We start from the raw sequence: 17,758 nt of genomic DNA on the forward strand, positions 1-17,758 counted from the left end.
TCGCTGCATGACCAGTCCTGCTTTTCGTGCGTTGCAATGGCGACTGTTGCTGTCGTCGCTGGCGGTTTTGGGACTGTCGCTGGCAGCAACCGAAGCAGCCGTGTATCAGTTTGTGTCGCATAGTCTGAAGCAGGAGCGCGATCGCCAGTTGATGTTGCTGGCGGATGCTGCTGCCCACAGCCTGCCTGATTTGCTCAAACAGCGCGATGCTGTTTCCATGCAGCCTGATCGCGTTTTGGACAATGACGGTGATCTGGATTTACCGTGGCAAGATTTGCGGAAGCCGTCGCAGGGAATTGAATGGTTTAACGCGGAGGGCGATCGCCTGGGGCAAGCCGGACGGAGTTTCTTTGCCCTACCGCTCGATCCAGTTGCAGATTGGCTACGGACAGACGAGTGCTGGATGCTGACTGTGCCCGTTTACACCCCCTCAACAGGCGATCGCAGCCACTTAAAACCAGCCGACACAATCCTTCAAGGCTATGTGCGAGTCAGCGAGTCCATCGAAAGCACCGAGGCGGAACTGTCGCGACTGCGGGCGGGGCTGGTGTTGGGGGGGCTGGTGGCGCTGGTGGGCAGCGGACTCGGAAGCGGTTGGCTTACACGGCAGGCACTCCGACCGATTGAGCAAAGCTTTCAGCAGCTTAAGCAGTTTACTGCCGACGCTTCCCATGAGTTACGCAATCCGCTGGCGGGTATCAAGACCTCAATTGATGTGATGCAGAGCCATCCAGAACGGGTGCATCCGGCTGATGTGAAAAAGCTGGCGGCGATCGCCTCGGCCACCGACCAGATGACGCAACTAGTGGATGATCTACTGCTGCTGGCGCGGCACGATGGCAATCTGACAACCCTCGCAAACCAGGCGGCTGACATTCCGCTAGACGACTTGCTAGAAGATCTGGTCGATAGCTTTGTGCCCCAGGCAGACGCGAAGGCGATCGCCCTCCAGTTTTCGCTTCAGTCTTGCAGCATCATACGTGGCGATGCGACCCAGCTTCGTCGCCTGTTTTCTAATCTGCTGAGCAATGCCGTGCAATATACGCCAAGTCAGGGAAAAATCACCGTAAAATCTCGCTCAGAGGGCGGATGGGCGGTGGTCGATGTGAGTGATACGGGCATGGGCATCGCACCTGAACACATCCCCCATGTATTTGACCGATTTTGGCGGGCTGATCCGGCGCGATCGCAGCGAGAAGGGGGCACAGGACTGGGGCTAGCGATCGCCCAGAGCATTGCCCACGCCCACCACGGGCAAATCAGCGTCCAAAGTCAGTTGGGGAACGGCAGTACCTTTTGTGTTCGCCTGCCGACCTGCAACAGTTTCAAAGGTTGAGTTCGTTAGTTGAGTTCGTTAGTTGAGTTCTTTGGTTGATTCTTTGCACTGGCTGTGACCAAGGAATCAATTCCTGTGCCCAAGGAATCAACTCCTGCGCCTTAAGGGTAGGCCGTTTAATCGTCGTGCCGAGCGGAGCCAGCCAGGCGAGTCGGGTGTTTTTTGTGAAATAGCCCCGTCATGCTTAGCCCAGTGGCTAGCAGCCCCACTAGCCCCACTCCGTCTAGGAGCGGATAAATTGCTTCTAGATGAAAGATTTCGCCAGTGTGGAGGCTGAGTAAAAAGCTGCGAGAAATCAGCCCGCCACCGAGGCCCCATTCCGCTACTAGCGTCACGGCGATGCCGCTGAGTACCGTTAACCCTAGGGGCAAACAGAGGGCGATCGCCAGCAGTCGATGATATTTGCGGAAGGCTCGTTTCATAGAAATTACCTGTGGCTTCGAGAGGTTGCAGAAATGGTAGAAGTTGGAGCGATCGCAGAGATACAGCATTTTCTTGCGGGGTGAGGCACATGCTGCCCTCACGAGGCAAGGGCTTATTGGCCATCCGTGTGCCTCACTAGCTTCAAAAATGCTGTAGCAGCGGTCGCAAACGAAATGAGCAAAAAAATGGCGCGAAGGCAGCATGGCCCGATGGTGACTACCTCCGCGCTTTACTCTGGATAGGCAAGAAAAAGGCGATTACTTCGAGACGCTGGCGATCGCCTCGTCCATTGTCTTCAAGGCGGCCAGGACTTCATCCTTGTTGGGTTGCGATGCCTTCAATGCGCCTGAAACCTTGTCCATGCTTTCCTCGATTGAGTCGTAGGCACTCGATGACTTTGCTTTGATGCCATCTTCTACAGGGGCCCAAACCGACTCAAAGGTTTCAAATTCGGCTTTAGCTTTTGCAAAATCCCCAGCTTCAATCGCAGCCCTTGTCTTGTCTACAACAGATGTCAGCGCCGAATAGTCTGCGGCAGCAGCGAGAGAAGGGGATTCTAACGGTGTGGCAGGTGGTCCCGACGCTGCTTCCTGAGTCTGGGTAGAGCAGCCCGCCAACGTGGCTAGGCCCACCAGCCCGACTGCACCAACGACTATCAAACCGGTTCGATTTAAGAAACGCATCTCAAACTCCTCTCAGACTTTGTTCATCTACACCATAGGCAATCGCTGGTAAAGAACTCGGAAAGAGAAAGAGTAGCCTGACGAACGCTCCCTGCGATCGCTTTCAGCACTCCAGAAACTCGGACTCTGCCCCTTGTCTAGTTGTTTGCTATCCCTGGGGTAGAGAGGGCGGGCCTGCGCCAGCCGATATTTTAGAAACAGATCGACTCGCTGCTGCCTGATATCCTGACTATGCCTATTTTCAAGAGGGCACCGAGGCCAAAGCAATCTTCCCTTCTCGCTGGGCTGCGGGGCTGGCTGGCTGCGGGGTTGGGGCTGTTGGCGCTGACGGCGGGCGGCTATGCATACCTGCGGGGCGTGTTTGAGGCACAGCCAGAATATGCGATCGCCAATGCACCAGACTTGAGCGATCCCCGCTTTACCCTGAGCGTGGAGGGGTTAACCAGTGCAGAATCCACCACTGGGCGCATGGTTGGGTTTTGGCAATCTGTGGATGAAATTTACGCCGCCCGAAATGCCGCGATTCGTCAGGCCACGTCGCTAATTCAGTTTGAAACCTACTTTATGACTCCGGGTCGGCGGGCGGATGAGTTTGCTGAAGCGCTGATCGAGCGGGCAGGTGCGGGAACGACGGTGCAGCTTTTGCTCGACCACTACGGCACAGCCCAGATGCCAGACGACTATTGGCAGCGGCTGACGGCAGCGGGCATCGAGGTGCGCTTTTTGCGGCCGCCCGACTGGCGATCGCCCCTGAAGTACAACTCGCGACTGCACCGGAAGCTGCTGATGATCGACGGGCGGCAGGTGCTGATCGGCGGGGCGGGTGTGTCGGACTACTGGGACGGCACTGAATTTGACCACGACACTGCACCCTGGGCAGAGTTTGAAGTGGCCTACGAAGGCGAGGTGGTGACGCTGCTGCAAGGCAAATTTCTGAAACACTGGGCCTATAGCGGCGGCGATTTAGACTTGGCTCAGGAAATTAGCCCGGTGCAGACGGAAGGCGAAGTCCCGCTATACATCACCAGCGGCACGTCTAGTTTAAGTGAGTCGTCGATTCGCCTGCTGGTGCAACTGAGTGCGCTGGCAGCCCGCGATCGCCTATGGATTGCCAGCCCCTACTTTGTGCCCGATGGCAATATCGCCCAGGCACTCATCCGCGCCCGCGAAAACGGCGCTGAGGTGCGCGTGTTGACCATGAGCAACGCGACCGATAAAAAATTCGTGCATCTGGCAAGTCGAGAGCTATATGGCAACCTGCTGCGAGCAGACGTGGAGATTTGCGAGTATCAGCCCAGCATGATGCACGCTAAGTTAATTCTGGTGGATGAGGCCTGGGTCAGCACGGGCAGCGCCAACCTCGACCCGCGCAGTGCGTTTCACAATGACGAACTCAACATTTCGGGGCGCTATCCGGCGCTGGCTCAAAACCTGGAGCAGTTCTTTATCGGGGCGATCGCCGATAGCCAGTGTCTCACCTATGCCGAGTGGCAAAATCGCCCCCTGTTTGACCAGCTCGCGGGACGGGTGGTGCTGCTGTTCAAAAATCTGCTGTAATAGGCTGGGACTCAGGAACTTGAGGTCAGCCCTATCGCTTCACAACGCCAAGGCAAATTGGGGTTAAACCTTAGAGATTTAGCAGGCATGAGAGTTTGGCAAGGGCGATGGCTGGGCTGGCTGGTGGCAGGCGGACTGGCTGCCGGACTAGCTGCTGGACTAGCAGGCGGACTGGCGGGGTGCGATCGCCCTGTTGCAGGCGCAGGCAGCCCGACGGGTTTATCCGCTTTATCAGCGCTACTCGCCCCAGACTCGTCCCCAGAAGCTTCCCCAGATGTGCAGCATGACCAGCATGATGTGCAATATCGCGTAGAAGCGCTGCCCACGGCGGACGTGCATTGGGTGATAGTGCCGATTCGCACGTTTGAGGTTGTGCCCGCGATCGCCCAAGCGTTGCAGCCGCTGCCCCAGTTTGCCGCACAGTCGGGAACCGTGGCCACTATCAACGCGGGCTTTTTTGACCCGGTGAACGGACTCACCACCTCCTATGTGGTGCAAAACGGGCAACTCGTCGCCGACCCGCGTCAAAACGATCGCCTCATGCAAAACCCCAGCCTCACGCCCTACCTGCCCAAAATCCTGAACCGTTCGGAGTTTCGCCGCTATCGCTGTGGGCAACCGGGGCAGGAACGCGACCACTATGCGATCGCCCTTCATGCCGAAGCCGTCCCTTTCGGCTGTACGCTGCAAGACGCGATCGGCGGTGGCCCGCGCCTGCTGCCAGACCTAACGCTTGAAGCCGAAGGCTTTGCCGACCCCGCCACAGGCCGCGATGCCATTGGCAGCACCCAGCCCAATGCCCGCTCTGCCGTCGGGATTTTGCCCAATGGAGATATTGTGCTAGCGATGGCCGCTCAGCGCCCCAACGCGCCGACTAGTTCTGGGCTGTCGCTGGCAGAGTTGTCGAACTTTCTGCGATCGCTCGGTGTGGTAGACGCGATGAACCTGGATGGCGGCAGTTCCGCTTCGCTGTACGTCAGGGGGAACACCGTCTTGGGTCGCGTCGATGCTCAGGGCAGCCCGATTCAGCGGCCGGTGAAGTCGGTGCTGGGGGTGCGCCGCAGGCCCCAGGGACTAGAGGGCGCTATTCCTCATCGCTAACCCATTACTCGCTGGTAAGTCTTGTGATACATTTCAACAATGTGATCCCCTGCGATGATGGGCGGATATTTCGGCGGGTTCGTTTCGCTCTGGCAGGTGGGCAGGCATTCGACCAGCGCGTGGTAGTTGATGTCGAAAAAGAAGGGAACGGAGTAGCGATCGCCCCCCGAACGGTTCACCACGCGATGGGGCGTGGACTGATAGTAGTCGTTGCTCCAGCGGGCCATCATGTCGCCGATGTTAATTACAAAGGTATCGGGAATCGGCTCGGCAGCAATCCAGTCGCCGCTGGCGGTTTGCACCTCTAGCCCGCCTGCCGCGTCTTGCAGCAGGATCGTGAGGCAGCCCCAGTCGGTATGAGCGCCGCAGCCCCAAGTGCGATCGTCTGCTTGTACGGGATGGGGCGGGTAGTGCAGCAGTCGCAAAATGGGCATGGGGTCGTTGGCCAGGGAGTCGAAGTGATGCTCCTCCAGGTCGAGCGAGAGCGCCAGCCCCCGCATCAGTTGGTAAGACAAGTCCAGCATGGCATCGAAATATTGCTCTACCGCTTCGCGCCAGCCGGGGAGATTGCGGGGATACAGGTTGGGGCCGTGGTTGGGTGTGTTTGCCTGTACTAGCGGGTCGTCGGGGCCGCGATGCAGCCCGATATAAATGCTTTCCTTAAGATCCGGCGCGGCGTTGAGATCGAGCGTCTGGTGCTTCAAAGGCTCGTAGCCGCGAGAAATGGGGGAGTGCTGGATCGAAATCTCTAGCTTGTCTGCATCGGGCAGCGCAAAGAAGCGATGAGATTCGGCAAAGATCTGGTCAACGAGCGCAGCCTCGATGCCGTGGTTGGCAATGTAAAAAAAGCCGACCTCGTGACTGGCTTTGCGGAGGTGGGTAGCCACAGCTTTGCGGTCTGCCCAATCGGGCGATCGCAGCCCGCCAATGTCAATCACTGGAATTGTGTGGATGGGGGAGAGAACAGAAGTGACCATCAGAGGTTCTGAGCGAAACGGTTGACCGTCAGCATAGCGGCGGGGCGATCGCCCGACTGTTTCATTTGCGTCAGTTTAACCCTGCTTCAGGCGAGCTTTGGCTGTTTGCCAGAGGGCTTCGAGTTCTTCTAGGGAATAGTCGGCCAAAGGGCGAGGGTACTCCGTACCGCCTGAAGGGCGATCGCTCTAGCTTAGATTTCCGCAATTAAATTTCTGCAAAAGGATTCAGTACCGTTAAGCTCTCAACTCGCGCAAAGTCTGCGACATTTCTGGTCACGAGTTGACTCGCTGTTTCGAGAGCAGAAGCGGCAATGATTGCGTCTGGTAAGGTAATCCGCGCACTTCGACGAATTTGGGCAGCGGTATCCAGAACTGATTCTGTCAAGTCTACACGCTTTAGGCTTTTTAAGGATGACCGAATTTGATCTGCTTCGGCTTCCGTCAGTGCGGGATAGCAAAGCAACTCAACCCAAGTTATTGGAGAATAAGCGGCGATCGCCCTGCCTGAAAAAATATCTTCAAACAGGGGTTCTAGCAAAGCTTCACCGTTGAAGTAATAGATGAAAATATTCGTGTCTAGCAAATAGGAATTAGCGGTTCCACTCATTTCGAATTTGTCGTTCAAATTCTAGCGGATCGACCCGTTTGGGCAAAAAGCCAAGTAGCTCTTTGAAATTGGGTGGCTGGACAGAGACAGATTCATCCGCAATCGGCTGTAGCACAATGACGATTTCTACCCGTCCTGGCTGTACGGACTCTGGCAGCGTCACTTCGATCTTGCGATCGCTGGTTATGGTCACAACCTGTCGAATCGTTTCCATTTCTTTTGAGTATCGATTCACCTAATTGTCGTTTTTCTTCAAATGTCTAAAGCAGTTGTCTCTGATGACAGCAATTTGCGTAATTTACGTACAGCTTGTCACCTCTGTACCAAGATATATGGATTGGATTGAGGGCGGCTAAGATAAAAGTGCAGCCATTTAAGTGATATTTCGCTTTTTAGGTGAATTGGGAAAGTAGAAGGTTTCTTGCTCTATTCTGACGTTGAGTTTAATCAGTTGCCCTAAATTTTGCACGCTCTAGAGACAAATTTTGAAATTATCGAGTCCATAACTTATTTCTCGCGCTGCTTCAGGCGAGCTTTGGCTGATTGCCAGAGGGCTTCGAGTTCTTCTAGGGAATAGTCGGCCAAAGGGCGAGGGTACTCCGTACCGCCTGAAGGGCGATCGCTCTCTTGCAAAATTGCCTCTTCTACTAAGGCAAAGCGCTGGATAAACCGCTGGTTGGTGCTGTGGAGGGCTTCGGCGGGGTCGAGGTCGTGCCAGCGGGCGAGGTTCACCAACGTAAAGAGCAGGTCGCCCAGTTCGGCTTGCTGGTTGGCTTTGGGTTCGTGGGCGATCGCCTGCCGAAATTCTTCTAGCTCTTCGTGAAACTTGTCCCATACGCCGTCGATGCTGTCCCACTCGAAGCCGGCTTTGGCCGCTTTTTGGGAAATCTTAAGGGCTGCGGTGAGGGGCGGGAGCGATCGCCCGTAGCGTTCCAGCCGGGGGGTCAGCCGTTCAATCCCCGATGCCTTTTCTTCTTCGGCTTTGATTTGCTCCCAGTTCTGCACGACCTCGCTCGCATCTGCCACCGTCACCTCGCCAAACACATGGGGATGGCGGCGGATCAGCTTTTCGGTAATGCCCTCGGCAATTTCCTTGAGCGAAAACTGCTGCGCCTCCGACGCAATCTGCGCTTGCAACACTACTTGCAGCAGCAAATCACCCAGTTCATCGGCGATCGCCTCCGGTTTTCCCTGGCGAATCGCGTCCACCACTTCATAGGCTTCCTCAATCACATAGGGAATCAGCGTCTCCGGCGTTTGGGCCAGATCCCACGGACAGCCGCCGTCGGGCGATCGCAGCGTTGCCACCACGTTGATCAGTCGCTGCAACGCGGCAAGGGTGGGGTCGGGGTTGGCGAGGGGCGTTTGGGTCATATCTGGAGGGTTAGAGGGGATGCAGTGCTGGAGTCACTGTAACCCATCTGCCCGTCCTCCCAGCACGTCATCGCCCTAAAACCGCCGCGAAGATGATACGCTATCTCCGATTAACGGATTCTGCAAGTTTTAAACGAGGGCGAGGCAATGGCGAAGTTGCGGGTGGGGCTGCTGTTTGGTGGGTGTTCGGGTGAGCATGAAGTGTCGATTCGCTCGGCACAGGCGATCGCCCGTGGACTAAGCGACCCCGCCAACGCAGACCGCTACGAGCTTGCGCCCGTGTATATCCAGAAAGACGGCCGCTGGCTGGCGGGAGAGTCTGCTATTCACGTTCTATCGGCGGGAGTGCCGCTGGAATTGGGCAGTTCGGACGCTCCGGCAGACCCGTCGGGCGGAACCAGCGCCCTGCAAGTGCCAACGGTGGCGGCAGTAGAACGCTGGCAATCGACCGCGCAGGTCAGCGGCGTGGACGTGTGGTTTCCCGTGCTGCACGGGCCCAACGGCGAAGACGGCACGGTGCAGGGAATGCTGACGCTGATGCAGGCTCCGTTTGTGGGGTCGGGGGTGCTGGGGTCGGCGCTGGGGATGGACAAGATCGCCATGAAAATGGCGTTTGCTCAGTCGGGGCTGCCCCAGGTGAAGTATAAGGTCGTGCGGCGATCGCAGGTCTATTCCAACCCCTGCGTTTTTCCCAAGCTATGTGATGAAATCGAAGCCGAACTGGGCTATCCCTGCTTTGTCAAGCCTGCTAACCTGGGGTCCTCCGTCGGCATTGCCAAAGTCCGCACCCGCGCCCAGCTTGAGGCCGCCCTGGACAGCGCCGCCAGCTACGATCGCCGCCTGATTGTGGAAGCGGCCGCGCCCTCACCCCGCGAACTGGAGTGCGCCGTGCTGGGCAATGACCATCCCCAGGCATCGGTCGTGGGCGAGATCACCTACAGCAGCGACTTTTACGACTACGAGACGAAATACACCGAAGGTCTGGCAGACCTGCATATCCCGGCAAACTTGCCAGCGGCGATCGCCCGCCAGATTCAGGATATGTCGATTTGCGCCTTTGAAGCCGTAGACGCAGCCGGTCTGGCCCGCGTGGACTTTTTCTATTGCGAGTCTACAGGCGAGGTCTTCATCAATGAAATCAACACCATGCCCGGTTTCACCGCCACCAGCATGTATCCCATGCTGTGGGCTGCCAGCGGGGTGCCCTTCCCAGAACTGGTTGATCGGCTGGTGAAGCTGGCGCTGGAGGAGCGATAGGGAGCGGGTGGTCAGGTGGTTATGCTGGAGTCATTGCAACCCGCCACCGATCACTCCGTCACCTGCTAACCCGATTAACCAACTTCTGGTCTCTTGGGGCGATCGCACTCTCACCACCCTGAGGTGGGCATATTCTGGCTGAGAAAACAGCAGCGGATACTCGCGTCGCCGCCGATGATAGGTTCGTAGCACCCACAGCAAAATGGAGTCGCGGCTGAAAAAGGTTTGCCGCCAGGTTTCGCGGTTACCGCTCCAGAGTTCTACGCCCGAAGTGCTGCGCCAAATTGCCCGCCGGAGCGATCGCCACAGCACCAGCCCAAACGGATAGTCCAGCCACACGATAGTATCGGCCCGCCCCCAAACCAGATCGCGGACGCTGCTGTAGTTGCCATCGACCACCCAGCGATCGCCCGTCAGCGCTTCAGCGACCCGCGCCCGAAACACCTCCGACGGTGCAGCGGTCCAGTTCGGCTCCCAGTGCAGCGCATCTAGCTCGATATGGGCGATGCCGAGTTGTCGTCCTACTTGCTGCGCCAGCGTGGTTTTGCCGGTGCCGCTCGTGCCAACAATCACAATCCGCTGAAAGCGGTGCATCGACCTACTCTTCTTCCTCGGATAGATCTTCGGTCTCCAGCAGGTCAGCTTCGGTTTCTAGCAAGTCCTCCTCGTCGTCATCGGTGGCCTCGCTGCCGCCGCCCACCGCCACCAGGTCAATTTGCTGACGGTAGTAATCTACGCTCTTGACCTGCACCTCGACGCGATCGCCCAGTCGATATTGCTTGCGATTCTTGCGGCCCACCAGCTTTTGCTGACGCGAGCGATATTCGTACCAGTCGTCTTTCAGGGAACTGACGTGAACCAGCCCTTCCACCAGCAGTTCCTCGATTTCCACAAAGAAACCGTAGGACTGCACCCCCGTAATCAGCCCGTGGAAGGTTTCGCCGGTGCGCTCCTGCATATACTCGGCTTTTTTCAGTCCCTCTAGGTCAGATTCTGCCTCCTGCGCCAGCTTTTCGCGCTCGGTGAGGTGGTTGACGATGCTGTTGAAATATTCCTCTAGCTCGTCGTGAACCTCCGGCGGCAGCACCTTCCAGTCGATTGCGCCGTGGCATTCGCTGCTAAACAGGTTCACCTTGTCTTTGGAGCGGGTAGATTTGCGATCGCGCCCATGCTCAAACACCGCGTGCAGCACCCGATGCACCAGCAGGTCAGGATAGCGGCGCAGCGGCGAGGTGAAATGGGTGTAGCCGTTATCCAGCGCCAGCCCAAAGTGAGTCCCCGGCGTGGTGCTATAGACCGCAGGCTTCAGCGTCTCCAGCAGCAGATAGGTCAGCACCCGCTCGGCGTGAGACTCCGCAAATTGCTGCGTCAGCCGCTGATAGTCGCGGGGATGCACCACCTCTTCGTCTTCAAGCTGGTATTCGATGTCCATGTTGTTTACCAGCTTTACCAATTCCTGCACGTCCGACGGGTCAGGCGTGCGGTGAACCCGGTAGATGGCGGGCACCTGGAGGCATTGCAAATGCAGCGCCACCAGTTGATTCGCCAGCAGCATCAGTTCCGTTACGATCGTGCGGGCGGGCAGCAGCGACGACACCACCATTGCGCCCAGTTCGCCCTCGTCGTCGTATTGGAAATTGGTCGAGAGGAATTTGCCCAGTTCGGGATTGTGTTCGTCGGGGAAGATGCTCTCCGGCAGGTTCAGGTCAAACGCGCCCCGCGCCAGCCGCTGCGCCGCCACGGCCTGGCTGATGGCAAACAGGTTGTCCACCAGTTCAAACACGGGTTCCAGGTGTTTTAGCTCCTTGGCAGAGGGCAACGGGTAGCGGGCTTCGGCGGCGGCTTCTGGGTCGTCTCGCAGCAGCACCGCCTGGGCCTGCTGATAGTCCAGATGCTGATCCACCCGCACCACGCTGGGCTGAATCTCGAAATCCTGCACTTCGCCTGCGGCGTTTAGGGTCACTAGCACCGAAATCGCCAGACGGTCTTCACCGGGCAGCAGCGAACAGCAGCGGTGCAGATGTTCCGGCAGCATGGGCACGACGAGTTCTCCCAAAAAGACCGAAGTGCCGCGCTTCTGGGCTTCCAGATCGACGGGCGATCGCGCTGCGATATAGTACGACACGTCGGCAATGTGAATCCCCAAGCGCCACTCATCGTCGCCCACTTTTTCCACACTCAGGGCATCGTCGATGGCTGGGCTATGGGGATGATCGGGCCCGTCGATTGTGACGGTCAACTGTTCCCGCAAATCCAGCCGCTTCTTAAAATCCGTCTTGCGGAGCTTGGTCGGGAGCGCTTTGGCCGCCTCCAGCACAGCTTCCGAAAATCCGCGCGGCAGGTCATGCTTGCAGCACACAATGTCGATGTCTGAGGCCGCCTGGGCATCGCTGCCCAAAATCTGAGCCACTCGACCAATGGGCGGATGCTGACCCAGGGGATAGCGGGCAATTTCTACATGCACCAGTTGATCGACGGATTCCTCTAGCGGTTCGCCATCGGGCGTTAGCTCTAGCTCAAACAAGAGGCGATCGTCCAGCGGCAGGGCACGATACTGCCCGTCCTCGGTTTTTTTCACCCGCGCTAGCACGGAGGAATTGGAGCGTTCTAAAATCAGCCGGACTTCGCCCTCTGGACTGCGGCGGCGGCTGCCCTCTTTGGTCACGCGCACCAAGACGCGATCGCCATTCCAGGCAGTATTCAACTGGCTCTCGCGGATGTAGATATCCTCCGACCCTTCAACATCCTGAATTGCAAAGCAAAAGCCCTTGCTAGAGCAGCGCAGCTTCCCTTCCACCACGTCCTCCTCAAAGACGCGGCGATATTTGCCCCGCTCCTTCACCAAAATGCCGATTTTTTCCAGGGCATCCAGCGCAATTTGCAAACGGCGGAGGCTGGCATCGTCTTCACAGTTCAGCTTTTTTTCTAGAGCCTTGGGAGCGACCAGCTTGTCGTCTGGGAAGTTGGAAAGTAGTGAGGCGATCGAAAAGTCCATGTAGCGTCTTAATCCTTGCGTCTAGTCCTGGGAGGGGTAGGTTGGCAACATTGCCCGGTCAAAGCCCGCTTCGATGTTCCAAGCAAAACGCTCGGCTGCGGCGGCAAACACGACCGAACGCTGTTAATGATAGTCCTCAAGCCTGATTAGCGGTCATTTCGTTCTTCGTCTTGCATCAACCGCATCGCGAAACGGGCTTGCAGTTTCGGAACCCGCTCATAACCTGAAGACGGCATCCGCAGTAGAGCGCTGGCAGGGGCTACAGCCTATACAAGCCCTGAAGCAACTCTAGATTCGACCCATACGATGGATACGCAACTGCTGACGGGCGATCGCTGCTAGTGCGGCTGCAATCCGTGCCACGGCTTGCTAGTCCAGTCCGGTTGCCAGTCCACTAAAGCTGCCCACGCTGCTCCGGAGATTCGAGACATCTTGCAGACTGGGTGCAACACGGGCAGTTAGACAAAGAGCGCGATCGCCCCTGGTCTGAAACGTTCACTCGATAGCCGCCAGAATAGCCCAAACCGAACCCTCTCAGGCATTTACCCGAAAGATGTTCAGTGCCAACATCACCCACCGCAGAGCAAGAAAAGCGTCGGCGCTTCAAACACACGCTCGCTCAGGCAGAGAACAGATGCAAACGTGGAAACTCCGTTGTTTTCCACATTCCACCTATTGTATTTATACTTTCCCATCCAGTCGCATGTGTCAAACAAATTTCGGCTACTGGTTTCGGGTGCTAGTTTTAGATGCTGCTTTTGGGCGCTGCTCGATCCAGCAATCCTGAGGTTTGGGCGTTCAGCGTTTTCCCGTCACCACGTAGGCGACCCGCTTACCGATATTGGTCGCATGATCTGCCATTCGTTCTAGGTAGCGGATTGCCAACACCATTAGCACATAGGGTTCAATCACGCCCTGCACATTGGTTTGATGCGCCAGCAGGTCATAGACCTCTTCATAGTCAGAATCCACCGCGTCATCCCGATGTTTCACATCCAGCCCAGACTCAGCATCCAGGTTCGACAGCGCCGCCAAACTCATCGCTAGCATCGCCCGCGCCCGATCGGACATGATCTGGATTTGCCCCATGCAGGGATGGGTCGGGTAGGGAAATAGCTTGACCGCCACCTCACCCAGATCTTTGGCATAGTCGCCGATGCGCTCTAAATCTCGCACCAACTGCATCAGCGCACTCAGCAGCCGCAGGTCTTGGGTAACTGGCGACTGGAGCGCCATCAGCTTGACACAATCCTGCTCGATCTGTCGATAAAACTGGTCGATTTGCTTGTCTTGAATAGCGATCTGCCGAGCGGCATCCAAATCGCGCTCAAACATCGCCTTTCGGGCTAGCAGACAGGAATGCTCTACCAGTGCGCCCATGCGAAGTACGTCGCGCTGTAGCCCACGGATCTGCCGTTCAAAATTTGCTCGCGTTGTTCTTGAAACATCCAAGGGCGTAAACCAACCTTTAATCGGCGAATGCTAATCGGCTATGCTTTCCCAGATGGAGAATCCGCTTGTAATAGAGCAGTATAGCTATCCCTGTCAGTTCTGCCAGTTTGGTAGCACACCAGCCCTGCGTTGCAGTTGCACCCCCATTCACTGCTCGACTCACTCCAGCCTTGATGGAGTAAGGCTTTGAGGCAGCCGTAAACAGCCTATTACGCCTTGTTACACGTTGTAACTGGAGGAACCGGCCTGTTCGGGAGACAGGGGAACGGCAGATGGGAAACAGGGGGCGATCGCCTCCAAACTTCCTCCAAACTTCCTCCAAACTTCAGGCAACTGCCAAGCTACACCCAGCGTAACCCCCACATCGGCTGTCATGCCAGCGGCAGCCCTTTCAGGCACTTTTTCGGGCGACCCTTTCAGGCGATTTGGGCTTCTTCCTCCTGATTACTTGGAAAACGCGAGACTTAGCAGGAACTGACTCGCAGGGTCTATGTCAGGGTCTATGTATTAAGGAGTGCGATAGGCGGTTAACCTATGAATCAGATGAGCTAATTTCACAAAACTTCATTCTTGCGGCTAGGTGGCTTATACTACCGAAGGATACTTATCGAGGAGTGAACGTATCATGTCGGAGGCCGTTAAGCCCCTGACAATCGCGACCGTCCCGAGAGAGCTTCTCGGCCCACCCGGCAAATTCAACCCAACCCTGCTCATCTTTTTGCTCGCAGTGGTTCTGGCAACGCTTTCGGTTTGTGGGTACTGGCGCTGGCATTGGTTGGGGTGGGTGTGCTTTGTGCTTAATGTCGTGGCGCTGCACCTAGTGGGAACTGTGATTCACGATGCATCCCATAACGTCGCGCATCGAAATCGCGTGATGAATGCGGTGCTGGGTCATGGCAGTGCGCTCATGCTGGGGTTTTCGTTCCCGGTTTTTACGCGAGTGCACATGCAGCACCACGCAAACGTGAACGATCCGGAGAATGACCCCGACCATTTCGTGTCTACGGGCGGGCCGCTGTGGCTGATTGCTGCGCGGTTCTTCTATCACGAGATTTTCTTCTTCAAGCGCAAACTCTGGCGCAAGTATGAGCTTCTGGAATGGTTTCTGGCCCGCCTCACCGTTGCGCTGCTGATCTATTACGCGGTGCAGTATGGGTTTCTGAGCTACTTGATGAACTTCTGGTTTTCTCCGGCGCTAGTCGTGGGGCTGGCTCTGGGGCTATTCTTTGACTATCTGCCCCACCGTCCTTTCCAGGAGCGCAACCGCTGGAAAAATGCGCGGGTTTATCCTGGGGCGCTGCTGAATGTGCTGATCATGGGCCAGAACTATCACCTGATTCATCACCTCTGGCCGTCGATCCCCTGGTATAACTACCAGGCGGCGTATTATGCGACCCGTCCGCTGCTGGATGCGAAGGGCTGTCATCAGTCCCTTGGGCTGCTCAAGGTGAAGGATTTTCTAAACTTTGTCTACGATCTGTTTCTGGGCATTCGCTTTCATCATGGGGCCGCCCATCCTAGCGAAGCTCCCAAGGCTCCTGAAGGCGGAGGAGTCATCTTAGCCGACTCCGCTCAGGATCGGGGGCTAAGTGAAGGGGAGGATCTTTCGGAAAGTCCGCCCTTAGTCACAACGCCCCGCTAGCTTGTTAGATGTTGGCAAAGCTGGCGATGCTCGAAGGATAATAATTTTGGGAATAGGGATGGGTAGCTTGGTTCGCCGCCCATCCTTACGTTTTTAGGACGTTTTTAGGACTACCGTGAACTGTTAGGCAGAGCCGTGACGCACTGCTCCGTCGAGTTTTGATGCGCTACCTGGCGCTAACCCATTTCCGCTAGACTGCCTGCACGTTTGTCTATAAGCGCGGGTTGGTTTGGAGCAACTGCTGGAGATCGCTGGCGGAGAGCGGTGGTCTGAAGCGGTTTCCCTGGGCCGCGTAGCATCCGATTTGTCGCAACAGGCTGAGCTGAGCGTCGGTTTCTACCCCTTCGGCGATCGCCCGTGTTTGGAGAGACTGGGCGATCGCCACGATCGCTTTTGCAATGGACAGCGCATCCTCGTCTTCTCCCAGATCGGCTACAAAGGTGCGGTCGATTTTCACACAGTCGAGGGGCAGTTGTCGCAGATGATAAAGCGAAGAATAACCCGTGCCAAAGTCATCCAGGGCCAGTTGCACCCCCAACTGCTGAAGTTCCTGCATGGTTTTTCCATCAACGCCCCGATTTTCGTGCAGCGTTGCCTCGGTGATGTCCAGCACCAAGAGATGCGGGTCGAACCCGGTTTGTGCCGTCGCCTGGGCGATCGCCTTTGGCAGGTCGAGCTTGCGAAACTGACGCGCCGACAGGTTGATCGACAGCTTCATGCCGGGATGCCCGGCCTCTTTCCACCACACAGCGCACCCGCAGGCCGTCTTCAGCACCCACTCGCCAATTTTCACGATCCAGTCTGTTTCTTCTGCGACCGCCAAAAATTGGGCAGGATGCACCATGCCCACGTCGGGATGCTGCCAGCGTATCAGTGCCTCTGCTCCGATGATGCGGCCACTGATCAGGTTGACCTGGGGCTGATACAGTAGGCGCAGTTCGTCCTGCTCGATCGCCCGTTCAATATGCTGGAGTACCCAGATTCGCTGGCTGTTCCAAGCATCTACCTCCAGGCTGTAGAACTGATAGCGGCCGGGCTGCCGATGGGCGGTTTGCAGGGCTTGGCGGGCATGTTCCGTCACTTCGCTGGCGGTGGCTCCGTTGTCGGGGGCGAGGGCGATGCCAGCGCAAAGCTGGGGTTGTAAGGTATCGTTGTCGATCAGGCAGGGTTCGTTCAGGCTGCTGAGCAGGGTTTGCGCTAGCGTGGCAGCATCGCGGCGGTGGGCGACGGACTGAAACACGCTAAAGGTGTTGCTGTTGAGTCGAGCGATCGCCTCTTCTGGGGAAATCGCCTCACGCAGGCGGGCTGCCGTCGCTGCGGCTAGGGCCTCTGTCATCGCTCCGTCCAGCGGTGTACCGTCGGGCATACTGGCGTTGAGTTTGAGCAGCAGCAGCGCCACCAGCCCATCTGCCGATTCCAGATGCTCCTGAAGGCAACGATGAAACAGGATACGGTTGGCCAGTTGGGTCGTGGGGTCGCGGTAGGCGATCTGGTTGAGCCGATCAACAGCCTGCTTCATTTCCTGAATGTAGGGCTGGGTGATGCTGGCGTGTTTGCTCAGCCGAGTGGCGATCGCCTCCATCAGTTCTTGCCGGGTAAAGGGCTTGGTGAGATAGTCGTCTGCGCCCATCGCCATGCCCTGGCGGATATCCTGACGGTCTGCCTTGGCCGTAAGAAAGATAAACGGAATGCCCGCCGTTGCTGGATTTTGCTGGAGCTGGGTCAGCACTTCATAGCCGTCGCAGCCGGGCATCATGATGTCGCACAGGATCAGGTCTGGCCGGTGTCCTTGGGCGAGAGTTAGCCCGGTTTGCCCTTCTGGAGCGGCGATCGCCTCGTAATTTTCTGCGCTCAGCATCTTTAGGAGCGCAGTGCGAATGGTTAAGTCATCCTCGATGACCAATATCTTTGCCATAACTGAACCGAAGGGCCTGAGTGGATGGGGTACGTTGTGGGGACTGCGAATGGGTGACTGCGAATGGGTGACTGCGAATGGATTCCTGGAGATGCACACCGGATGGGTTTGTGTCCAATCGGCTGCTGCCTGTGCCGAAAGCGGTGTCACAGCCTCGGCCCATGCAAAATGCTTGAACCGCGCAAGTGTTTTAGAGCAAATGTTTTAGAGCAAATGTTCAGACCAACAAACTCGAACTAGAGCGATCGCCCGGTGATTGCCCCAGTGATTGCCCCAGTGATTGCCCCGAATGATTGCCCCGGTGATTGCCTCAGTAATTACTCTGGCCATTGTCCGATTTACCTCGATCGGCGATCGCCCCAGTTTGGAGATTCAGCCCTGCTGGGAGCGGATGCATGGGTTACAGGCAGATTCAGGTTCGTCCTTTAAGACTTCAATT

15 protein-coding genes are annotated in these 17,758 nt (G+C 57.0%); 5 read left to right on the forward strand and 10 right to left on the reverse strand.

The window, feature by feature from the left end; all coding sequences use genetic code 11:
- Positions 1–7: 7 nt before the first annotated feature.
- Positions 8–1,336: an ATP-binding protein gene (locus IGS16_RS04370; RefSeq protein WP_297083627.1), complete on the forward strand. Its 1,329-nt coding sequence runs from the start codon at positions 8–10 to the stop codon at positions 1,334–1,336.
- Positions 1,337–1,452: 116 nt separating this feature from the next.
- On the opposite strand, the gene IGS16_RS04375 is transcribed toward IGS16_RS04370, so the two are convergent.
- Positions 1,453–1,758 (reverse strand): peptidase, encoded by a 306-nt coding sequence (locus tag IGS16_RS04375; protein WP_068514085.1) that lies wholly within the window; start codon positions 1,756–1,758, stop codon positions 1,453–1,455.
- 258 nt (positions 1,759–2,016) lie between these two features.
- The gene (locus tag IGS16_RS04380) at positions 2,017–2,442 is read right to left on the reverse strand and encodes a hypothetical protein (protein ID WP_297083629.1); all 426 of its coding nucleotides are present in this window, start codon (positions 2,440–2,442) and stop codon (positions 2,017–2,019) included.
- A gap of 231 nt (positions 2,443–2,673) precedes the next feature.
- Here IGS16_RS04380 and IGS16_RS04385 point away from each other — a divergent pair, with 231 nt between their 5' ends.
- Together IGS16_RS04385 and IGS16_RS04390 are read left to right on the forward strand one after the other, a co-directional pair.
- Positions 2,674–3,999, forward strand: coding sequence for a phosphatidylserine/phosphatidylglycerophosphate/cardiolipin synthase family protein (locus tag IGS16_RS04385; protein ID WP_297083631.1), 1,326 nt, complete (start codon positions 2,674–2,676; stop codon positions 3,997–3,999).
- A gap of 87 nt (positions 4,000–4,086) precedes the next feature.
- Positions 4,087–5,100, forward strand: coding sequence for a phosphodiester glycosidase family protein (locus IGS16_RS04390; RefSeq protein ID WP_297083633.1), 1,014 nt, complete (start codon positions 4,087–4,089; stop codon positions 5,098–5,100).
- Here IGS16_RS04390 and IGS16_RS04395 read toward each other — a convergent pair.
- From IGS16_RS04395 to mazG, 4 genes are all read right to left on the reverse strand, one after another.
- Positions 5,097–6,077, reverse strand: a complete 981-nt coding sequence (locus IGS16_RS04395) for a 2-oxoglutarate and iron-dependent oxygenase domain-containing protein (protein WP_297083634.1) — start codon at positions 6,075–6,077, stop codon at positions 5,097–5,099. The genes IGS16_RS04390 and IGS16_RS04395 overlap by 4 nt on opposite strands.
- A 205-nt stretch (positions 6,078–6,282) precedes the next feature.
- Positions 6,283–6,702: a type II toxin-antitoxin system VapC family toxin gene (locus IGS16_RS04400; protein ID WP_297083636.1), complete on the reverse strand. Its 420-nt coding sequence runs from the start codon at positions 6,700–6,702 to the stop codon at positions 6,283–6,285.
- The gene (locus IGS16_RS04405; RefSeq protein ID WP_156435488.1) at positions 6,668–6,898 is read right to left on the reverse strand and encodes a hypothetical protein; all 231 of its coding nucleotides are present in this window, start codon (positions 6,896–6,898) and stop codon (positions 6,668–6,670) included. The genes IGS16_RS04400 and IGS16_RS04405 overlap by 35 nt, the downstream gene beginning before the upstream one ends.
- 293 nt (positions 6,899–7,191) lie before the next feature.
- Positions 7,192–8,058: a nucleoside triphosphate pyrophosphohydrolase gene (gene mazG, locus IGS16_RS04410; RefSeq protein ID WP_297083640.1), complete on the reverse strand. Its 867-nt coding sequence runs from the start codon at positions 8,056–8,058 to the stop codon at positions 7,192–7,194.
- Positions 8,059–8,205: 147 nt separating this feature from the next.
- Between mazG and IGS16_RS04415 the strand changes: the two genes are divergently transcribed.
- Entirely contained in the window at positions 8,206–9,315 is a 1,110-nt protein-coding gene (locus IGS16_RS04415; RefSeq protein ID WP_297083642.1) for a D-alanine--D-alanine ligase family protein, read from the forward strand.
- Between the two features lie 30 nt (positions 9,316–9,345).
- Here the strand turns inward: IGS16_RS04415 and IGS16_RS04420 are convergent, their stop codons facing one another.
- The 3 genes from IGS16_RS04420 to phoU all read right to left on the reverse strand — a co-directional run bounded on the left by IGS16_RS04420 (position 9,346) and on the right by phoU (position 13,762).
- The gene (locus IGS16_RS04420; protein ID WP_297083643.1) at positions 9,346–9,909 is read right to left on the reverse strand and encodes an AAA family ATPase; all 564 of its coding nucleotides are present in this window, start codon (positions 9,907–9,909) and stop codon (positions 9,346–9,348) included.
- A gap of 4 nt (positions 9,910–9,913) precedes the next feature.
- A complete protein-coding gene (locus IGS16_RS04425) occupies positions 9,914–12,310 on the reverse strand; it encodes a ribonuclease R family protein (RefSeq protein WP_297083645.1) in 2,397 nt (798 codons plus the stop codon).
- 798 nt (positions 12,311–13,108) lie between these two features.
- Entirely contained in the window at positions 13,109–13,762 is a 654-nt protein-coding gene (gene phoU / locus IGS16_RS04430; RefSeq protein ID WP_172357681.1) for a phosphate signaling complex protein PhoU, read from the reverse strand.
- 625 nt (positions 13,763–14,387) lie between these two features.
- On the opposite strand from phoU, the gene crtR reads away from it, so the two are divergent.
- The gene (crtR, locus tag IGS16_RS04435) at positions 14,388–15,404 is read left to right on the forward strand and encodes a beta-carotene hydroxylase (protein WP_297083647.1); all 1,017 of its coding nucleotides are present in this window, start codon (positions 14,388–14,390) and stop codon (positions 15,402–15,404) included.
- 211 nt (positions 15,405–15,615) lie between these two features.
- On the opposite strand, the gene IGS16_RS04440 is transcribed toward crtR, so the two are convergent.
- The gene (locus IGS16_RS04440; RefSeq protein WP_297083648.1) at positions 15,616–17,319 is read right to left on the reverse strand and encodes an EAL domain-containing protein; all 1,704 of its coding nucleotides are present in this window, start codon (positions 17,317–17,319) and stop codon (positions 15,616–15,618) included.
- Positions 17,320–17,758 lie beyond the last annotated feature (439 nt).

It is taken from the genome of Thermoleptolyngbya sp. C42_A2020_037, assembly GCF_015272455.1.
Classification (GTDB): domain Bacteria; phylum Cyanobacteriota; class Cyanobacteriia; order Elainellales; family Elainellaceae; genus Thermoleptolyngbya.

Excerpts from the sequence above, each read along its gene's own strand:
- IGS16_RS04370 (WP_297083627.1), top strand. The coding sequence starts at position 8 with ATGACCAGTCCTGCTTTTCGTGCGTTGCAATGGCGACTGTTGCTGTCG.
- IGS16_RS04375 (WP_068514085.1), bottom strand. The coding sequence starts at position 1,758 with ATGAAACGAGCCTTCCGCAAATATCATCGACTGCTGGCGATCGCCCTC.
- IGS16_RS04380 (WP_297083629.1), bottom strand. The coding sequence starts at position 2,442 with ATGCGTTTCTTAAATCGAACCGGTTTGATAGTCGTTGGTGCAGTCGGG.
- IGS16_RS04385 (WP_297083631.1), top strand. The coding sequence starts at position 2,674 with ATGCCTATTTTCAAGAGGGCACCGAGGCCAAAGCAATCTTCCCTTCTC.
- IGS16_RS04390 (WP_297083633.1), top strand. The coding sequence starts at position 4,087 with ATGAGAGTTTGGCAAGGGCGATGGCTGGGCTGGCTGGTGGCAGGCGGA.
- IGS16_RS04395 (WP_297083634.1), bottom strand. The coding sequence starts at position 6,077 with ATGGTCACTTCTGTTCTCTCCCCCATCCACACAATTCCAGTGATTGAC.
- IGS16_RS04405 (WP_156435488.1), bottom strand. The coding sequence starts at position 6,898 with ATGGAAACGATTCGACAGGTTGTGACCATAACCAGCGATCGCAAGATC.
- mazG (WP_297083640.1), bottom strand. The coding sequence starts at position 8,058 with ATGACCCAAACGCCCCTCGCCAACCCCGACCCCACCCTTGCCGCGTTG.
- IGS16_RS04415 (WP_297083642.1), top strand. The coding sequence starts at position 8,206 with ATGGCGAAGTTGCGGGTGGGGCTGCTGTTTGGTGGGTGTTCGGGTGAG.
- IGS16_RS04420 (WP_297083643.1), bottom strand. The coding sequence starts at position 9,909 with ATGCACCGCTTTCAGCGGATTGTGATTGTTGGCACGAGCGGCACCGGC.
- IGS16_RS04425 (WP_297083645.1), bottom strand. The coding sequence starts at position 12,310 with ATGGACTTTTCGATCGCCTCACTACTTTCCAACTTCCCAGACGACAAG.
- crtR (WP_297083647.1), top strand. The coding sequence starts at position 14,388 with ATGTCGGAGGCCGTTAAGCCCCTGACAATCGCGACCGTCCCGAGAGAG.
- IGS16_RS04440 (WP_297083648.1), bottom strand. The coding sequence starts at position 17,319 with ATGGCAAAGATATTGGTCATCGAGGATGACTTAACCATTCGCACTGCG.